This is a genomic window from Ruegeria sp. HKCCA5463, assembly GCF_013034175.1.
Taxonomy (GTDB): domain Bacteria; phylum Pseudomonadota; class Alphaproteobacteria; order Rhodobacterales; family Rhodobacteraceae; genus Ruegeria.
In genome coordinates, this window is the sequence record NZ_WQFL01000001.1 from 845,609 (window position 1) to 864,090 (window position 18,482).

The 18,482-nt window shown below is 56.4% G+C and carries 18 protein-coding genes and 1 tRNA gene; 10 read left to right on the forward strand and 9 right to left on the reverse strand.

The window, feature by feature from the left end; translation table 11 throughout:
• The first annotated feature begins 6 nt into the window (after positions 1-6).
• The 3 genes from GOW09_RS04195 (at position 7) to GOW09_RS04205 (ending at position 2,179) form a co-directional block, all read left to right on the forward strand.
• Positions 7-1,227 carry a cysteine desulfurase gene (locus GOW09_RS04195; RefSeq protein WP_152458008.1) on the forward strand — a complete coding sequence of 407 codons (1,221 nt, stop codon included), beginning with the start codon at positions 7-9 and terminating at the stop codon, positions 1,225-1,227.
• A 77-nt stretch (positions 1,228-1,304) separates the two neighbouring features.
• Positions 1,305-1,381, forward strand: a tRNA-Arg gene (locus GOW09_RS04200).
• A gap of 465 nt (positions 1,382-1,846) precedes the next feature.
• Positions 1,847-2,179 carry a hypothetical protein gene (locus tag GOW09_RS04205; protein ID WP_171115883.1) on the forward strand — a complete coding sequence of 111 codons (333 nt, stop codon included), beginning with the start codon at positions 1,847-1,849 and terminating at the stop codon, positions 2,177-2,179.
• A 55-nt stretch (positions 2,180-2,234) separates the two neighbouring features.
• Here the strand turns inward: GOW09_RS04205 and GOW09_RS04210 are convergent, their stop codons facing one another.
• The gene (locus GOW09_RS04210; RefSeq protein WP_152458006.1) at positions 2,235-2,804 is read right to left on the reverse strand and encodes a DUF882 domain-containing protein; all 570 of its coding nucleotides are present in this window, start codon (positions 2,802-2,804) and stop codon (positions 2,235-2,237) included.
• A gap of 351 nt (positions 2,805-3,155) precedes the next feature.
• On the opposite strand from GOW09_RS04210, the gene GOW09_RS04215 reads away from it, so the two are divergent.
• From GOW09_RS04215 to GOW09_RS04230, 4 genes are read left to right on the forward strand one after another with little or no spacing between them, the layout of a single operon-like run.
• A complete protein-coding gene (locus GOW09_RS04215; RefSeq protein WP_171115885.1) occupies positions 3,156-4,763 on the forward strand; it encodes a L,D-transpeptidase family protein in 1,608 nt (535 codons plus the stop codon).
• A gap of 34 nt (positions 4,764-4,797) precedes the next feature.
• Entirely contained in the window at positions 4,798-5,889 is a 1,092-nt protein-coding gene (lpxD, locus tag GOW09_RS04220) for a UDP-3-O-(3-hydroxymyristoyl)glucosamine N-acyltransferase (RefSeq protein WP_171115887.1), read from the forward strand.
• 32 nt (positions 5,890-5,921) lie between these two features.
• Entirely contained in the window at positions 5,922-6,179 is a 258-nt protein-coding gene (locus GOW09_RS04225; RefSeq protein WP_152458003.1) for an acyl carrier protein, read from the forward strand.
• 9 nt (positions 6,180-6,188) lie between these two features.
• Entirely contained in the window at positions 6,189-7,397 is a 1,209-nt protein-coding gene (locus tag GOW09_RS04230; RefSeq protein WP_152458002.1) for a beta-ketoacyl synthase, read from the forward strand.
• Between the two features lie 51 nt (positions 7,398-7,448).
• Here GOW09_RS04230 and GOW09_RS04235 read toward each other — a convergent pair whose 3' ends face one another.
• Positions 7,449-8,027 carry an invasion associated locus B family protein gene (locus GOW09_RS04235; RefSeq protein WP_171115889.1) on the reverse strand — a complete coding sequence of 193 codons (579 nt, stop codon included), beginning with the start codon at positions 8,025-8,027 and terminating at the stop codon, positions 7,449-7,451.
• A gap of 448 nt (positions 8,028-8,475) precedes the next feature.
• Here GOW09_RS04235 and GOW09_RS04240 point away from each other — a divergent pair, with 448 nt between their 5' ends.
• Positions 8,476-10,023 carry a helicase HerA-like domain-containing protein gene (locus tag GOW09_RS04240; protein WP_171115891.1) on the forward strand — a complete coding sequence of 516 codons (1,548 nt, stop codon included), beginning with the start codon at positions 8,476-8,478 and terminating at the stop codon, positions 10,021-10,023.
• 32 nt (positions 10,024-10,055) lie between these two features.
• Here GOW09_RS04240 and GOW09_RS04245 read toward each other — a convergent pair whose 3' ends face one another.
• From GOW09_RS04245 to GOW09_RS04275, 7 genes are all read right to left on the reverse strand, one after another.
• Entirely contained in the window at positions 10,056-10,310 is a 255-nt protein-coding gene (locus tag GOW09_RS04245; RefSeq protein ID WP_171115893.1) for a hypothetical protein, read from the reverse strand.
• Between the two features lie 181 nt (positions 10,311-10,491).
• Entirely contained in the window at positions 10,492-11,805 is a 1,314-nt protein-coding gene (locus tag GOW09_RS04250) for a branched-chain amino acid ABC transporter permease (RefSeq protein ID WP_171115895.1), read from the reverse strand.
• Positions 11,802-12,812 (reverse strand): branched-chain amino acid ABC transporter permease, encoded by a 1,011-nt coding sequence (locus GOW09_RS04255; RefSeq protein ID WP_152457997.1) that lies wholly within the window; start codon positions 12,810-12,812, stop codon positions 11,802-11,804. Before GOW09_RS04255 ends, GOW09_RS04250 begins: the two co-directional genes overlap by 4 nt.
• Before the next feature lie 209 nt (positions 12,813-13,021).
• Positions 13,022-13,351: a hypothetical protein gene (locus GOW09_RS04260; protein ID WP_171115897.1), complete on the reverse strand. Its 330-nt coding sequence runs from the start codon at positions 13,349-13,351 to the stop codon at positions 13,022-13,024.
• A gap of 328 nt (positions 13,352-13,679) precedes the next feature.
• A complete protein-coding gene (locus GOW09_RS04265) occupies positions 13,680-14,510 on the reverse strand; it encodes an ABC transporter ATP-binding protein (RefSeq protein ID WP_152457995.1) in 831 nt (276 codons plus the stop codon).
• Positions 14,507-15,295 (reverse strand): ABC transporter ATP-binding protein, encoded by a 789-nt coding sequence (locus GOW09_RS04270; RefSeq protein WP_152457994.1) that lies wholly within the window; start codon positions 15,293-15,295, stop codon positions 14,507-14,509. Before GOW09_RS04270 ends, GOW09_RS04265 begins: the two co-directional genes overlap by 4 nt.
• A gap of 125 nt (positions 15,296-15,420) precedes the next feature.
• The gene (locus tag GOW09_RS04275; RefSeq protein WP_171115899.1) at positions 15,421-16,602 is read right to left on the reverse strand and encodes an ABC transporter substrate-binding protein; all 1,182 of its coding nucleotides are present in this window, start codon (positions 16,600-16,602) and stop codon (positions 15,421-15,423) included.
• Positions 16,603-16,755: 153 nt separating this feature from the next.
• Here GOW09_RS04275 and GOW09_RS04280 point away from each other — a divergent pair, with 153 nt between their 5' ends.
• Positions 16,756-17,853, forward strand: coding sequence for a PQQ-dependent sugar dehydrogenase (locus GOW09_RS04280; protein ID WP_171115901.1), 1,098 nt, complete (start codon positions 16,756-16,758; stop codon positions 17,851-17,853).
• Positions 17,854-17,949: 96 nt separating this feature from the next.
• Positions 17,950-18,477 carry a GNAT family N-acetyltransferase gene (locus tag GOW09_RS04285; protein WP_171115904.1) on the forward strand — a complete coding sequence of 176 codons (528 nt, stop codon included), beginning with the start codon at positions 17,950-17,952 and terminating at the stop codon, positions 18,475-18,477.
• Positions 18,478-18,482 lie beyond the last annotated feature (5 nt).

Sequence of the window (18,482 nt, forward strand, 5' to 3'; positions counted from 1 at the left end):
CGTATCATGTATGATGTGCAGAAAATTCGCTCTGACTTTCCGATCCTGTCACGTCAGGTGAATGGCAAGCCGTTGACCTATCTGGACAACGGTGCGTCTGCTCAAAAGCCTCAGGTCGTCATCGATGCGGTGACCCGTGCCTATTCCGAAGAGTATTCGAATGTTCACCGTGGATTGCACTATCTGTCCAATCTGTCGACCGAGAAATACGAAGCTGTTCGCGGCATCATCGCCCGTTTCCTGGGGGCATCGAACGAGGATGAGATCGTTCTGAATTCCGGAACGACCGAAGGAATCAATCTTGTTGCCTATGGCTGGGCCATGCCGCGCCTGGAAGCCGGGGATGAGATCGTCCTGAGCGTCATGGAGCATCACGCCAACATCGTGCCCTGGCATTTCCTGCGGGAACGGCAGGGCGTTGTTCTGAAGTGGGTGGATGTGGACGCGGACGGAGGGCTGGATCCGCAGGCGGTGATCGATGCGATCGGCCCGAAAACCAAACTTGTGGCCGTGACGCAATGTTCCAATGTTCTGGGTACCGTCGTGGATGTCAAAGCCATCACCGAAGGTGCACATGCCAGGGGCGTACCGGTGCTGGTCGATGGCAGTCAGGGCGCGGTGCATATGCCGGTGAACGTGCAGGACATCGGTTGCGACTTTTACGCCATCACCGGCCACAAGCTGTATGGCCCGTCGGGGTCGGGTGCGATCTACATCAAGTCCGAACGCATGGCCGAGATGCGCCCCTTTGTCGGTGGCGGTGACATGATCAAAGAGGTCAGCAAGGATCAGGTGATCTACAACGACCCGCCAATGAAGTTCGAGGCCGGAACACCCGGCATTGTCCAAACAATTGGCCTGGGCGTTGCGCTGGAATACATGATGGATTTGGGAATGGACAACATTGCCGCCCATGAATCCGGCCTGCGGGACTATGCCATGCAGCGCCTGAACGGTCTCAACTGGCTTCAGGTTCAGGGCACGCGGCCAGACAAGGCAGCCATCTTCAGCTTTACGCTGGACGGGGCCGGCCATGCCCATGATGTATCCACGATTCTGGACAAAAAAGGGGTTGCCGTCCGCGCCGGGCATCACTGTGCGGGCCCGCTTATGGATCACCTGGGCGTCACGGCGACCTGCCGTGCCAGCTTTGGTCTATATAACACGACGGATGAGGTCGACACACTGATCGAAGCGCTTGAATTGGCGCATGATCTTTTCGCCTGATTTTGGTTTCAAAGAGGGTGCAACAATCACGATTTTCAGTTGCACCCGGATTGGAACAAGGTTAGCTAACGGCCAAGGCACCTGTAGCTCAGCTGGATAGAGCGCTGCCCTCCGAAGGCAGAGGCCAGAGGTTCGAATCCTCTCAGGTGCGCCACCATCGCCATATTTCTAAGGCTTTTTGGCAAAACAGGAACTTCTGCGCCGAATTGGCAGAAGTTCGCAGGCCACATGGCCGTCGCTAATGAAGGACAAGGGTCCTGCGCTGGTCCGAGGATATGCCGCAGAATAGCGTCATTCAACATCTGACCGGCCAGGAATTCTTCTGCTTTCGCGTTCTCGGTTTCCAGCGCCCGAAGCATCTTTGCTTCCAACAGTTCCAAGCCGCATCTGCTGTTGAAACTACGAAAGGTGTCCTGGCTGATCCCCTCTCGGGATATTTTCAACGCGAATACCTTTTCGGGCCATGGATAGTGTCTGCACGCCTTCGTTTTTCGCCCGCTTGCCACCACTCTAACAATCCTGACAATCATTTTGAGGCTTACCCCCTCAAGCAGTGGTTTTTTTGATGTACACTTTCCGAACGAGGCTGGCGCGCGTCAGCTCAAATGGAGGAAGGAATGTGAAAGTCATCTCTTCAAATAAGAAGCTGATAATCGTTGTCGTGATTGTAGCACTATTGGGTAGCGCGATTACCGGGGTTTCAGCTTCAAGCGTTTTAGGATGGATCGTGGTCGCCGTAATTCTGGCGTTTATCCTTGGAAAGCTGACCGATGATGAAGAACCCGAAAGCGATGATGATTCAGAAAGCGACAATGCTTCCGGTTCCAGTGTTCCCACTGACGTCGGTGATGAAAAGTCTCGTGAGACCAGCAATTCCACTGCGGCGACAGCATCCAGCAATGACACCGGAGGCGGTGATGCCGGCGGCGGAGGGGGAGACGCGGGGATGTAACTGGCCGCCCCAGTCAAACCCCTGTCATATAAGCCGAGATCGTAAAGTCGCTGTCTTAGCCGCGCCAGGTGCGGACGACACCGCAGTCCATATGCACGAAATTGGACCCGTAATATTGACCTACACCGCCGGCCCGGCATGACATAGCAGCCTTAGCCATCTGCGAGACGGAGCGGGAAGACAGGCGCAGGTCTGCCGCTTGTCCCTTCATGTGAAGCGATTTCCGGGCGACGCCGCGAGAGCGGGCGCGGAGCATGGCGTTGGTCTGGGGGGAGCGATAGCCCGACAGCAACATGTAAGGTTCGTTGACATCCAAAAGGTTGTGTGATGCCGCCATGATATCAATCGTGCGTAAATCAATGGATTTTACGTGATCCGTACGCCAATCGCGCATGAAATGGTTCACTTCTTTGACAGCGTCCTTGATATATTTACCATCGACCCAATAAATCATGTCCAACCGTTCGCCCGTGCGACCGGAATACATGCGAATGCGACGGATATCGCCGCCGCCGCGCAAAAAGCCTGCTGCTTTGGAGTAGGTGGGTGCTGCTGCGACTGCTGTTGCTGCAAACGCACCCAATAGGGCACGTCGGGTCAAGCCCGAGGAACTGCTCTTGGTCATTTTGGTTCGTCCCGTACTGTTCCTGCCTGCGCACGATGTTACGCGCGCTGTCTTAATTTTTTCCCATCCCAGATGCGGAATTTATGACACAATCGGATTCGACGGCCAAGAAGTGTTTCATAGTCACCTTTTCAAGGGGGAATTTTCGGCAGATTTTTGCGCAAATGTCACAGCCGAGCGCAGAATATTTGCAAGTGTGGGCTACGCATCACCGGGCCGATGCAAACGCGCATCAGGCGACAATAGAAGCAATTCGGTAAGGAATTTGTGAATAGACAAGTCTGCGCAGTCAAACTCATAGTTGTTCGACGCACGTATCACCAACCAAGCCATTGATTCTAAGGCCATCCAATGCTTTCTGTTTTCCGAACCCGTACCAGTATCCTGCTTGCCGCCTGTTTTGCGGCCACTGCCAGTATGGCAAACACCACTTCTGAACCTGCGCACAACACGGCGTTTCAGATGGCAGTTGCAGAACATACCCCGCGGGAATCGCAGATCGCAGAGTTTTACCGGACAAACGGGTTTTCGCCGATTTGGGTGGGTGAATCCGATGAGCATATGCAACGCCGGGCCGCATTGATCCAGGCACTGTCACATGCGCATCTGCATGGTCTGCCGCAGGCTGATGCCACTGTTTCATCCTTGATTCAGAAAATGCAGGATGCACGCTCGACACGCGACCTTGGCGCCGTTGAGGCTGAACTGAGCAGGGTTTTCGTAGAATTTGCCGACGCATTGTACTCGGGTTTTCTTCGGCCCGGAAACATCGACGACGGGCTTGTTCGGTCGGTGGATCGTCGTAGCGCGGCCGAGCATCTGAACGCCCTGAACACACATGGCGCCGCGTATCTTGCGCAATTGGCTCCTCAAACCCGTCAGTACCGGGCTCTGATGAAGCAGAAACTGGCGCTTCAGGATTTGGTAGATCAAGGCGGTTGGGGGGCGACTGTCCCGGAAACCAAGCTGGAATACGGAGATACCGGGCCCAATGTCGTGAAGCTTCGCAATCGGCTGGTGTTGATGGGCTACATGAAACCATCGGCCAGCCCGTCTTTCGACGCCGCGCTGCTGGAAGGGATCAGGGCCTTTCAAATCGCGCATGGATTGGAACCCGATGGTGTTGCAGGCAAGGGCACGATTGCCGAGTTGAATCGCCCCGCCGTGGACCGGCTCAAGGCTGTTTATGTTGCTCTGGAACGAGAGCGCTGGTTGCCTCGGGATCGCGGCGCACGTCATATTCTTGTCAACCAGACAGATTTTTCGGCAAAGATCGTGGATGACGGGCAAGTCACGTTTGAAACCCGTGCGGTGATCGGCAAGAACACGCATGATCGCCGCAGCCCGGAGTTCTCGGATGTGATGGAACATATGGTGATAAACCCCAGCTGGTATGTTCCGCGCTCGATCATCACCAAGGAATACCTTCCGAAGCTGAAAGCGAACCCCAACGCGGTCGGTCATATCCAGATCACGGACAGCAGGGGGCGGCAGGTCAATCGCGGGGCGGTTGATTTCAATCAGTTCACCGCGCGAAGCTTTCCTTTTGCGATGCGCCAGCCGCCCAGCAAAAGCAATGCTTTGGGGCTGGTCAAGTTCATGTTCCCCAACAAGTACAATATCTATCTGCATGATACGCCTCAGAAAAGCCTGTTCGCGCGTGAGGTTCGGGCGTTCTCGCACGGCTGCATCCGACTGGCACAGCCTTTCGAATTTGCCTATGCATTGCTGGCCAAACAGGAAGAGGATCCCAAGGCATTCTTCCATCGTGTTCTGAACACGGGAAAGGAAACCAAGGTCGATTTGGAACAAAGAGTTCCGGTTCATCTGATCTATAGAACGGCATATGTCGGGCCAAAAGGCGAGGTGCAGTATCGCCGCGATGTCTATGGCCGGGACCGCAAGATTTGGGAGGCCCTGCAAAAGGCAGGGGTGGCCCTGCCGGACGTTCAGGGTTAAGCACAGGGCAAATCCTGCCAAAAGGAAGCCCGAGATGCAGTTTACCATTCAGCAAATCGCCGACGCTTTGGGTGCCGAATGCCAAGGCGATGGTGGCCTGACGATCGTGCGGGCGGCCGAGCCGGGCGATGCCGGACCAACAGATCTGGCCATGGCCATGTCACCGAAATACGCCGAAGCGCTTTCGAAAGGGGAAGCGCGCGCCGCCGTTCTGTGGGAAGGCGCGGATTGGCAGGCAATGGGGTTGCGAGCGGCCATTTTCGTGAAGCGTCCGCGCATGGCGATGGCGGGGATCACCGCAATGCTGGATCGCGGGCAAGGGATTGAACCGGGCATTCACCCTTCCGCAGTGATCGATCCAACGGCCGAAATTGGACCAGATGTGGCAATAGGACCTCTGACTGTTGTTGGTGCTCGGACGCGAATAGGTTCGGGCTCGGTCATCGGTGCACTCTGCGTGGTGGGAATGGACGCTATTCTTGGCGAACAGGCCCTGTTGCGCGAAATGGTTAGTATTGGCGCGCGCGCACAAATCGGGGATCGGTTCATCGCGCAACCCGGTGCAAGGATTGGCGGCGACGGGTTCAGTTTCGTAACGCCCGAGGTTTCGGGCGCTGAGCGCGCCCGCGAAACGTTGGGTGATCAAGGGGACGCCAAGGCGCAAAGCTGGCTTCGTATTCACTCTTTGGGCGCGGTTGAGATCGGTGACGATGTCGAGGTTGGCGCCAATTGCACCGTCGATAATGGAACCATCCGCAACACGCGGATCGGTAACGGCACCAAGCTGGATAATCTTGTCCATGTCGGGCACAACACCCGCGTCGGGCGGGATTGTCTGCTGTGCGGTCAGACGGGTGTGTCCGGCTCGGTCGAGATCGGCAACAACGTTGTTCTGGGTGGCCAGACCGGAGTGGTCGACAATATCTTCATAGGGGACGGCGTCATTTCGGGCGGGGGCACGAAGATTCTGTCAAATGTGCCCGCCGGGCGCGTCATCATGGGGTATCCAGGCATCAAAATGGAGACCCATACCGATGTCTACAAGGCGCAGCGGCGACTGCCCCGAATGGCACGCGACGTTGAGGCACTGAAAAAGGCTGTTTTCAAACAGACCCCAAGCGATTAAATCATCGTCAAACTGAAAATCAGGGGATCGACATGAGCATCAGCGACCGCGTCATCGCAATCATTGCAGAGCAGGCCGTGCTGGAGCCATCGGATGTGACGCCCGAAAGCACGCTGGAAGATCTGGGAATCGACAGCCTTGGTCTGGTCGAAAGTATTTTCGCCATCGAGGAAGAGTTCGACATTTCAATTCCGTTCAACGCCAACGAACCCGAGGCCAACGATTTTGACATATCCAATGTCGCTGCGATCATTGCCGGGATCGAAAAGCTCGTGTCGGAAAAGGTCTGACTGACGCTCATGAAACGTGTTGTCATTACCGGCGCAGGTACGATCAATTCACTGGGCCATTCGGTTCCTGACACCCTAGAAGCCATGCGCGAAGGCCGTTGCGGCATCTCGGAACTGGAATTTCGGGATGTTGATCGGTTGGCCATCAAAATCGGCGGGCAGGTTCGCGGCTTTGAGGCTGAAGGTCGGTTCAACCGTCAGCAGATGTCGCTGTATGACCGGTTCACTCAGTTCACTCTGACCGCCGCCAAAGAGGCCATCGATCAATCCGGCATCGAGTTTCACGGAGAGTTGGCCGCAAAATCAGGTGTTGTTTTGGGGACCGCCGGCGGTGGCGTATCGACCTGGGATGACAATTATCGCTCGGTTTATGAGGACGGAAAGAACCGGGTACACCCGTTTGTTGTTCCCAAACTCATGAACAATGCGGCGGCCAGCCATGTTTCTATGGAACACAATCTCAAAGGCCCCAGCTTCACCGTGTCGACCGCCTGCGCGTCGTCGAACCATGCCATGGCACAGGCCTTTCAGATGGTCCGAAGCGGCATGGCCCCGGTCATGATCACTGGCGGATCTGAATCCATGTTGTGCTTTGGAGGCGTCAAGGCCTGGGAAGGGTTGCGCGTCATGTCCAAGGATGCGTGCCGACCGTTCAGCGCCAACCGCAACGGAATGGTACAGGGCGAAGGGGCCGGTATCTTTGTTTTCGAGGAATACGAGCACGCCCGCGCCCGTGGCGCCGAGATCATGTGCGAAGTCGTTGGTTTTGCCATGTCGTCGGATGCGGCCGATATCGTGATGCCCAGCAAGCAAGGGGCTTCAAGGGCCATGTCAGGTGCCTTGGCCGACGCCAGATTGAATGCAAGCGATGTGGGCTATATCAACGCACACGGCACCGGGACGGCCGCGAATGACAAAACCGAATGCGCCGCCGTTGCGGATGTTTTTGGGCCCCATGCTGACGACCTGATGATATCGTCGACCAAATCCATGCATGGTCACCTGATTGGTGGAACCGGCGCGGTGGAACTCTTGGCATGTATCATGGCGCTGCGGGACGGTGTGATTGCACCCACCATCGGATACGAGGAACCCGATCCGGAATGCGCGCTTGATGTTGTGCCGAACGAGGCTCGGGAAGCCAAAGTTGACGTCGCGCTCAGCAATGCGTTTGCTTTCGGCGGGCTGAATGCGGTTTTGGCGTTGAAGCGAATTTAATCAGCGAAGCGCCGCCGCAATCGGTGCGGCGGCACAATCGTAAACGCACCCTCAGTTCGCGTTGACGGTCAGAGTGTCATAGCCGGACGTAAAGCCGGACAACGACATCTCCATCTCCAGTACCTGATCAGGGAAGCGGGCCGGAACCAGCGAGAAGATCGCCTTGGTGCCAGCTTTCATTGCATCGATATCGCCTTGGCTTAGGCCCAGCTGTGCGACGCAGCCAACAGGCAGGCAATGATGATAGTTGTACAACTTGCGGGGCGCACCATCGATGGACAGGGCGAGCTGAGCTTGCAGCAGTGTTTCCAACGGAACGATCACATTCGCCCATGCAACTGCCGCGCCGCCCTCGGGCAGTCTTCCAATCGACACCTCAGCTATCGGATCACCCTGGTTGCCCTTCAGAATCTGGACGATGGCGCACGGGTCTTCGCCTTGCTGCGCCTTGATGCAGGACAAGTCCCAGTCGCCGAACTTTTCCTTGACGAACTGTTCTCCGGGGCGCGGGCCTTCCTGACCCAAATCGAGACCGTTGTCCGGTTCGGATGTCGTTGTGTCCTGCGCATATCCTGCGCCACATAGAAGAATTGCCGCCACTGTACTTAGCGAGAGGATTTTCTTGATCATGAATGCCTCGACTTGATGCTTGAGCTTTTTGCTTCGTTTAACACTCTTCTGAACTGGTGTCAGGCACTAACAGAACGCCATGTCTGAACGTGAACGGATTCTTGCCAGAACACCAGAAACCAACTGCCCTGAGACAGAAAAAGAGAGCTGTATAAGCCAGCTCTCTTTTCCAAAAGGTTCTCCCCGTCGGACTGGCCGACTTATTTATGCGCAAACCCTACGAAAGGGGCGCAGACGGGTCAACAGCTATCCTCAAATTTTAATATTACGGTCAGAACTTTGAAACCAAATTCGAACCTGCAAAAAAGCCGTGCCCGAAGGCACGGCCAGTCGACAGGGAGGAAGTCTGCCCCACGTAAGGGAAACAAACGCGGGGCAAATTGACTATCGCAGTCAAAGGTTAACTTTGTATGCTGGTCACGGATCGGTGAAACATAAGGCAATGTTAATGGGCAAGAATATATTTTTGGGTGGCGGAGGCGAAGGCTATGGCCAGCCGCAGGAACTGGCGCTGAAATATGCGAACCGTCATGGGCTGATTGCCGGCGCCACCGGGACCGGTAAGACCGTAACGTTGCAAATCCTCGCGGAAGGCTTTTCCCAAGCCGGAGTTCCGGTGTTTTTGTCCGATGTCAAAGGTGATCTTTCGGGCCTGGCTTTGCCCGGAAGCGACGCGCACAAAATGCATCAGGCATTTATGGATCGTGCCAAACGCATTGGGTTCGACGATTTTTCCTATTCTGCCTGCCCGGTTGCGTTCTGGGATCTTTTTGGCGAACAGGGCCATCCGGTGCGGACGACGGTCACTGAAATGGGCCCTTTGCTGCTGTCCCGGTTGATGGAATTGAGCGAAGCGCAGGAAGGCATCCTGAACATCGCGTTCCGCGTGGCCGATGAAGAGGGAATGCCTCTTCTGGATCTCAAAGACCTTCAGGCGCTGCTGGTCTGGATCGGCGAGAACCGGGCCCAGCTTTCATTGCGATATGGCAATGTATCGACATCTTCGATCGGTGCGATCCAGCGGCGATTGCTGGTGTTGGAAAATCAGGGCGGAACAAAGCTGTTTGGCGAACCCGCGCTGGATCTGTCCGATTTGATGCGCACCGATGAAAACGGGCAGGGGATGGTGAACATCCTTGCTTCGGACAAACTGATGGCCGCGCCACGGCTTTATGCGACATTCCTGCTGTGGCTGCTGAGCGAATTGTTTGAGGAACTTCCCGAAGTCGGTGATCCTGACAAACCCAAGCTGGTGTTCTTCTTCGACGAAGCGCATCTGTTGTTTGACGGTGCTCCGAAAGTGCTGGTGGACAAGGTCGAACAGGTTGCGCGCCTGATCCGGTCCAAAGGCGTGGGAGTCTATTTCATCACCCAGAATCCCGCCGATATTCCCGAGGATATTCTGGGGCAGTTGGGCAATCGCGTTCAGCATGCTTTGCGGGCCTTCACGGCGCGTGACCGAAAGAACCTGCGTCTGGCGGCGGAAACCTATCGCGAAAACCCCGCCTTCGACACCGAAGCCGCAATTCGTGAGGTGGGCGTTGGTGAGGCTGTCACGTCGATGCTGCAGAAAAAAGGTGTTCCCGGAATTGTCGAGCGCACATTGATTCGTCCGCCGGGATCCCAGTTGGGGCCCATTTCTGATGCCCAGCGGCGGTCCATTCTCGATGCCTCGCCGATGGCGTCTAAATATGACGATGGTATTGATCGAAAATCGGCCTTTGAAATCCTTCAGGCTCGGGCTGAGGCCGCCGCTAAGGCCGCTGAACAGGCAGAGGCCGATGAAGTGCTGGAGGCACAATCACCGATGGAACGAGAGTATTCTTCGGCTCGCAGATTTTCAGGAAGCCGGGTTGGCAGATCCTCGTCCCGGGTGCAACGGAGGAAAGACACGTTTGCATCGGCGATGACCGACGCGGTGATTAAAGAACTGAAAGGAACGACCGGACGCCGGATCGTTCGTGGTATTCTGGGTGGATTGTTCCGCAACAGATGACGGGACGGCGCCCATGATGGGCGCCGCAATGTTTACTTCAGACGACGCTGGCCTTCCTGACGGCAGTAGGCGTCAGCCTCCGGCACGGACATTTTTGAAGCCGGGAAGTCAATCGCCCGGTCCCAGGTCACCCGGTCGTGACGGTATAGCTGACAAGTTACGACACCTTTGGGCGTTTGAACCTTGACGGGAGTTGTTTCAAGTTCTTCCGGAGTGGGAATGCAGGCGGTTGTTACGATGGCAACAACCGGAAACAGAAGCAGTGTCTTGAACCGTGGTGCTTTCATTTTTGACTCTTTTCAAAACGTGTAAATGATCGTTACAGATCTGCGTAGACGGATGTGAGTGCCGGCGACATACCGCAAAAAGAAAACACTGCGGTGTGTTCGTTTATTCAAAAAATCGTTAAGAATCAAGAATCCGCGCCGGATGAGAGGCGCGGTTTCGCTTATTGAAGGTGGAAGTGATCTATTTCTCTGGGATCAGCCCTCTTGGGCTGAATCTGAGAACAATCAACAAGATCAGACCCATCGTGAACAGGCGCATATGTGCAGCGCTGTCCAGCAGGTGGGCTTTCAATGCACTTCCGTCCGGCAAGCCGGCGGTAATGACATTCATCAGCCACAACCCGATCGGTTCAACCTGAACCCACAGGAACCAGATCAGGAATGCGCCCAGAACGGCCCCGAAGTTGTTGCCCGAACCACCCACGATCACCATCACCCAGACCAGAAAGGTAAAGCGCAGCGGTTGATACGCGCTTGGCGTCAACTGGCCGTCCAGCGTTGTCATCATCGCACCCGCGATACCGCAAACGGCCGAACCCAGTACGAATATTTGCAGATGACGACGGGTGACATCCTTGCCCATGGCCTCAGCCGCCACTTCATTGTCACGGATTGCGCGCATCATCCGGCCCCACGGGCTTTTCAGCGCCATCTGTGCCATCCAGAGCAGAACCAGAAGTACTATCATGAACAGCAGCGAATAGCCGAGTTTGACCGAGAGGGTGGACGCGGTGACGGGGTCCAACCCCAACCATTCGGCCCGCGCCAGAAAGGCCGGGTCGTTCTGCAAATCCACTTCGTAGCCCACAACGGGGGACGGGCGAGGAATGCCGTAGACATTCTTGACGCCCCGGGCCAGCCAGTCTTCGTTTTTCATGACGGCGATGATGATTTCGGCGATCCCCAATGTGGCAATCGCCAGATAATCCGAGCGAAGGCCCAGCGCCGTTTTACCGATCAGCCACGCAGCACCCGCCGCCAGCAAACCACCCGCCGGCCAGGCCAGCAGAACCGGCAGATTCAAACCTCCGATATTGCCGGCAATTGCCGGGTCGATGGCCTCGACCGCCGCAATGCTGGGATCGAACACCGCGCGATAGACAAAAAAGCCCACGACAAGAACGGCGATGATCGTCAGGGTTTGCACACGGCCTTTCGGCAGCTTTGTTGCCACCAGAACGGCGGCAACCACTGTCGCGGCACCCAGCAGCAAAGACAGAACGATGCCATAACCTCCGGCAGCCCAAGCACCGGGCGTGGGCGGCGTTGAAACCAGTACGACGGCCAGACCGCCCAAGGCGACAAAGCCCATCACGCCCACATTGAACAGACCGGCAAAACCCCATTGCAGGTTTACACCGATCGCCATGATGGCGGAAATCAGCCCCATATTCAGGATCAGGATCGCGGTGTTCCAGCTTTGCGTGAAACCGGTCAACAGGATCAGGCCGCCGACAATTGCGAACAGCAGCGTGTTTTTGACAGAGTCGGTCATACGGCCTTTCCCTTGAAAAGTCCCGTGGGCTTGAACAGAAGCACAATCAGCAGGATGACAAAGCTGACCGCGAACTTGTAATCGGTCGAGAGGAGCTGGACCAAACCTGACGGCGCCAGACTTTCAGGCGACACATAGGTCAGCACCTTCTTCCAAGCGTATGTTATCGTCACTTCGGAAAACGCGATGATAAACCCGCCTGCGATGGCGCCCAGAGGATTGCCCAAACCACCCACGATGGCCGAGGCAAAGATCGGCAGCAGAAGCTGGAAATAGACGAAGGGTTTGAAGCTTTTGTCCAGCCCGTAAAGAACGCCAGCAGTTGTGGCCAGCGCCGCAACGATGATCCATGTGATCATCACCACACGTTCCGGGTTGATGCCTGACAACAGCGCCAGATCCTCATTGTCCGAATAGGCCCGCATCGACTTGCCGGTGCGCGTCTTGTTCAGAAACCAGAACAGCAGCGCCACGGCAACAACGGCCACGATCACCGTGATACCTTGCGACGTCTTGATGGCCAGACCCTCACGCAGACCGGTCATCGCCTTGAAATCGCGTGCCGAAACAATGAACCGAGCCCCATCCGAAAACCGTTGGTCATCCGGCCCGATGATAAACCGGACAAGGCCGTTCATGATGAACATCACGCCCATGGAGACGATCACCAGAATAACGGGCTTTGCCTTTTGTTCACGGTAGAATTTGTAGACCAGCCTGTCGGTGATCAGCACCAGCACGATACAGCCCAGGATGGCAAAGGGCAGGGCAAGCAGGGCGGTTGGCAACGGTCCAAAGCTGATTCCGGCGGCCTGCAACCCCCATGTGACCAGTACGGCGACCATCGCGCCAAAGGCCATGGTGTCACCATGGGCAAAGTTCGAAAACCGCAGGATGCCGTAGATCAGGGTCACGCCAAGCGCGCCCAATGCCAGTTGGCTGCCATAAGCGACCGCTGGAACCAACACAAAATTCGCAAGCGCAACAAGCGCGTTGAGTAGATCCATTATTTCTTCTCACTGTCCGGGTGCGGCTTTATGGCACGACGCCGACGAAAGACACAACAATTTGGAACATGATTTTTAGGGCTTTATGCATGTTTTTATGCCGCTTGGCAGGCTTCGGACACGCTGGCAGAGGCCCCTTGGTTCTTCCCCAAAGAAAAAGACCGCGCCACACTGAGGGGCGCGGTCCGAAATCATGAAAGATCGCGGGTCTAGGCACCGGTTTCCGTGCATTGGCCGCGATCATTTTGCAGAACCGGGCGGCGGATGGACAGGTTGTAGGACAGATCCGGGCTTTTGACGAAGAACGTCATGACATGCTGCTCGGTCGTCAGGATGAACGTCAAGTTGTTCAGCCCCGGAAACACCTGCGCATCCCCGGTCGTGTCACCGAACTTGACCGATCCCTTTTGCGCACCTTCGAACCGTGTCAGCCGATACTCGGTTCCATCAATTTCCGATGTACACACAAATTCGCGCTGCTGAGCGACGGCACCGGTTGCCAGTTGTGCGGCCAGGGCGGCGATCATCCATTTTTTCATTTTGACTTCCAATTCTTGTGTCCCCAACCGGGGCGCGTTTCGGGGATTGGTTTAGGTGTTCGGGCGCAGCGATATTTTTGAAATTGGGCCTGATTAAAGCAGCAGATTGGCATTCGGCGCGTTTTCAAAGTCTTTTTTCCGCAACGGCCCGCAGGAGATTAATTGATATTTTTCAGATACCTAATAAAGGTTCTCATGTCCTGATCCTCGGTTTGAAGCACCGGTTGCCACGTTCTGGCCTTCAATTTTGCGCATTGCGATCAAGCAAAAGGACCAGCCGAGAATCTCGACTGGCCCCACATGAAAATCTGCCATTGAAAAGCGTCGATCAGCCGCCCAAAAACGACTTTCGCACCTCGGGGTCGGCCAGCAGTTCCTTGCCCGTTCCGGTATAGGCATTGCGCCCCTGAACCAGAACATATCCCTTGTCGGCAATCTCCAAGGCCTGGCGGGCGTTCTGTTCCACCATCAGGATCGGCAAGCCGGTGCGGGACACTTCGATGATCCGGTCGAAAAGTTCATCCATCACGATCGGCGAAACACCTGCCGTAGGCTCGTCGAGCATCAGCACCTTGGGCTGGGTCATCAGGGCGCGGCCCACGGCGACCTGTTGGCGTTGTCCGCCCGACAGTTCTCCGGCGGCCTGATTGCGCTTGTCGCGGAGGATGGGGAACAGGTCATAGACCTGCTCCATCGTCTGGCTGATGTCGTCGCGACGGATGAAGGCGCCCATTTCCAGGTTTTCCTCCACCGTCATCGAGGTAAAGATGTTCTGTGTCTGCGGCACAAAGCCCATGCCACGCATGACCCGATCCTGCGGGGTGAGGTTTGTAATATCCTCGCCGTCCAGACGCACAGACCCTGAACGGACATCCAGCATCCCGAACACAGCTTTCATCGCCGTAGACTTTCCCGCACCGTTGGGGCCGACGATGACTGCGATTTCACCCTTGTCCACCGCGATGGTGCAATCATGCAGGATGTCGGGCCCTTTGCCGTAGCCACCCGTCATGGTGTCGCCGATCAGAAACGGGCCGCCCCCGACCTTATGCGTCGCACCACTTTTGCGATGGGCCGGCGTCATGGTGCCGACACCGTGCGGATTGGTGATCGAGGCGTCCTTGTTGCCCTTGTCATCCTGATAGGGGTTGTCGCTCACGCGCCTGCCTCCAGTTTGTCTTTGTTCTTAAGGCCGGTGCCCAGATAGGCTTCGATCACGTGCTCGTTCGCCTTGATCTCGTCCAAGGTACCCTCGGCCAGAACCTTGCCTTCAGCCATGCAGATGACTGGATCACAGATCTTGCCGATGAAATCCATGTCATGTTCGATGACGACGAAGGTATAGCCGCGCTCTTTGTTCAGGCGCAGGATCGTGTCGGCAATGGTCATCAACAGGGTGCGGTTCACACCCGCGCCGACCTCGTCCAGAAACACGATCTTGGCGTCCACCATCATCGTGCGGCCCAGCTCCAGCAGTTTTTTCTGACCACCCGAGACCTGACCCGCCTTGTGGTCGGCCAGATGTTCAATCGTCAGAAACTCCAGCACCTCATCGGCCTTGGCCTTCAACGCGCGTTCTTCATCAGCGATGCGCTTGCGGCCAAACCACGTGTTCCACAGCGACTCGCCTGATTGCGCGCCGGGCACCATCATCAGGTTTTCGCGGCAGGTCATAGACGGGAATTCATGTGCAATCTGAAACGTGCGCAACAGACCCTTGTGGAACAGTTCATGCGGGGGCAGACCGGTGATATCCTCGCCGTCCATCACCACCTTGCCGCTGGTCGGCGGCAGAACACCTGCGATCACATTGAACAGAGTGGTTTTTCCTGCCCCGTTGGGCCCGATCAGGCCGGTGATCGACCCTTTCTGGATTTCCAGCGATGCCCCGTCCACCGCATGAAATCCGCCGAAATGCTTGTGCACGTCCTCGACGACGATCATCTTTTCCCCTTGCCGCCTGTTCGGCGCTGTTGTCTCGACCCCGTTTGCCGGGTGCGGTCTTTTTTCATTGAAACAGCCCGGACACAAGGCCCGGGCTGCTTGCATTCATAGCTTTTGGCGATCAATCAACGGAAGTTGACGGTCTTGTTTTCACCGTCGGTCACTTCGATCTCACGATAGGAACCCGCGCTTTCGCCGGGGCCGATCAGCTCAACACCGGACGCACCGACATAGTCGATGTCCTGACCGTTTGCCAGCAATTCCAGACCCTTGGCCAGTTCGCCGGGATAGATCTTTTCGCCCGGAGCGTTGGCGACGTCTATGATCTTGCCGCCATATTCGGCCGGATTGGTCGATCCGGCAGCCTGCATGGCCAGCATGAACAGAGCCGCAGCGTCATAGGATTCGGGCGAATAGGGCGACGAACCGTCGAAGCCTGCTGCCTCGGCCATAGCAAAATACTTCTCGGCGCCTTCACCGCCCGAACCGGCGATCTGACCGAAAGAACCGTTCAGGTCGGGGCCGACATTGGCCGGCAGCGAGTCACCGATCATGCCGCCGGGCAGGCCAAAGGTGTCAAACGCACCGCTGTCCAGCGCCGACTGGATGATGCCCAGACCGCCCTGATCCAGATAACCCGCAACGACCAGAATGTCGCCACCGGCCGAGGCCAGAGCACCAACTTCAGCCGAATAGTCGGCTTTGCCATCCTCGTGCGCTGCAACGATGGTCACTTCACCACCTGCTGCCTCGAAAGAGGTTTGGATCGCGTCCGCCAGACCCTTGCCGTAGTCGTTGTTGGTATAGGTCAGAGCGATCGAGTTGATGCCGCGATCCTTCAGGATATCCGCCATCACCTGGCCTTCGCGCGCATCTGAAGGCGCGGTGCGGAAGAACAGGCCGTTGTCTTCCATGGTCGACAAGCCCGGCGAGGTCGCCGAGGGCGAGATCATGACCATGCCATTCGGAATCGCGACGTTCTGAAGGATCGCACCGGTCACGCCCGAGCAATCGCCGCCAATGATGCCGGCAACACCGTCGGCAATCATGCGTTCGCCGTTCGAAGTGGCCAGACCGTTATCAATGCAGCCGGTGTCGGCGCGCGATGCGGTCACTTTGGATCCATCCAGCAGTTTTCCGGATTCGGTGACTTCCGCCATCGCCAATTCAGCGCCCGAACCCATTGCGGGTGCCAGCGATTCAATTGGGCCGGTGAAACCGAACAAAACACCAAGCGTAATGTCTTCGGCCAGCGCAGGTCCGGCCAGCAAAGCGGATGCTGCAGTTGCTGTAAGCAGCTTTTTCATATGGTTACTCCCTATTGTGAACGTATTCGTTCTGGCCACGAACCTAGGCAAGCTGCCCGGAAAAGAAAAGTCCTAACGCAATCGTGCCTTTATCGATCGGAAATCTATCTGTTTTGTTAGGGTTTGCCCAAGATTGTCCGGAGAGGGGTCAACATGCTCAGAGCTGCCGCGATTCTGTTCTTCACTTTTGGCGCTCAAAGCGCCTTGGCACAGGCGTTGTCGACCTCGGTCGGGAATATTGAAATCACCGAAGTGGCAGGCGGGCTGGATACGCCCTGGGCCGTCGGCATCCTGCCTGACGGCAGTTTTCTTGTCACCGAACGGGACGGAAACCTGCTGTATGTTAAGGACGGAGAGGCGAAAGCCATATCCGGCGTTCCCAAGGTTGCAGCTTCGGGGCAGGGCGGATTGCTGGACATCACGATCCCGCGCGATTTCAATCAAAGCCGCGAGGTCTTTCTGACCTTTTCAAAACCGCAAAAGGGTGGCGCAGGCACGGCTGTCACCGTCGCGCGCCTGTCTAAGAACGGCACGCGTCTGACGAATCTGCGGGTCATTTTCGAGGCTTCCCCCGGCGGATCAGGCGGGCGGCATTTCGGCTCACGTGTTGTAGAAGCCAATGACGGCACGCTTTTTGTAACCATCGGAGATCGAGGGGATGCGCCGCAGGCGCAGGATCGCTCGAACGCAATAGGGTCCGTGATCCGTATCAAACGCGACGGCTCGGTGCCGTCGGACAATCCTTTCGTCGGACAGGCAGATATCCGACCTGAAATCTGGACCTATGGGCACCGCAACCCACAGGGGGCCGATCTGGATGCGCGCGGCCGATTGTGGGTGTCGGAACACGGTGCGCGCGGCGGTGACGAGGTTAACCTCGTCAAACCCGGCGCCAATTACGGTTGGCCGGTTATCTCGTACGGCACACATTATTCCGGAGAGAAGATTGGCGAGGGCACCAGCAAGCCCGGTATGGAACAGCCTCGCCTGTACTGGGACCCGTCTATCGCGCCGTCGGGGTTGATGGTCTATTCCGGCGACATGTTTCCAGAATGGCGGGGCGACATTTTCGTAGGCTCGCTGAAATTCGACTATATCGCGCGGCTGTCTGGAGATCCGCTGCGCAAGGTCGAGCAGATCAAGGGCCCCGAGACCGAACGAGTCCGCGACATCGTGCAGGCCCCGGATGGGGCGATCTGGTTCATTTCAGTCGGGCAGGGCGCGGTTTACAGGATGTCTGTCAAACAGTGACATACGAAGCGTGCCGGCAGACTTTACAATTCCATTTGCGCGTTTCCATCGTCGCAGTCACTCTGTCCAACAGGTTACACGGTTAAGGGGATATCAATGAGTGATTTCGACATTGAATTGTGCACAAGTATCCCGCCAAGAACCGAGCTGAATATTATTTTGGAGCAATATTATGCTCTTATCGCTCAAAGAATGCAGGGTATGGGGTTCGAATTGGATCCTTCCGCACCGCAAAGCGCACTTGAGGAATTCTGGGCGAACACGGATGACTACATGCCTCCGAACGGATGCCTAATCGTCGCAAGAAACCGAGGTGGCAAAATCGTGGGGTGTGGAATGATGAAACGGTTTGATCAGTCTACCGGCGAGTTGAAACGTGTATTTGTAACCGAAGACGCTCGGGGTACCGGAGTCGGGCGCGCATTGATTCAAGCACGAGAACAAGCCGCCAGAGCTATGGGGCTGAAGCGGTTAATCGCAGATACACTCACCCCAAATGTGGAAATGAGGTCTTTGTATCCCAAGCTCGGGTTTGTGGAACTGGACTCTCCGATCGAGACAACAACCTACAAAGATCAGCCCATGCTCCGACCGTACTTGCACTATTTCGTCAAAGAGCTTTGACGCTG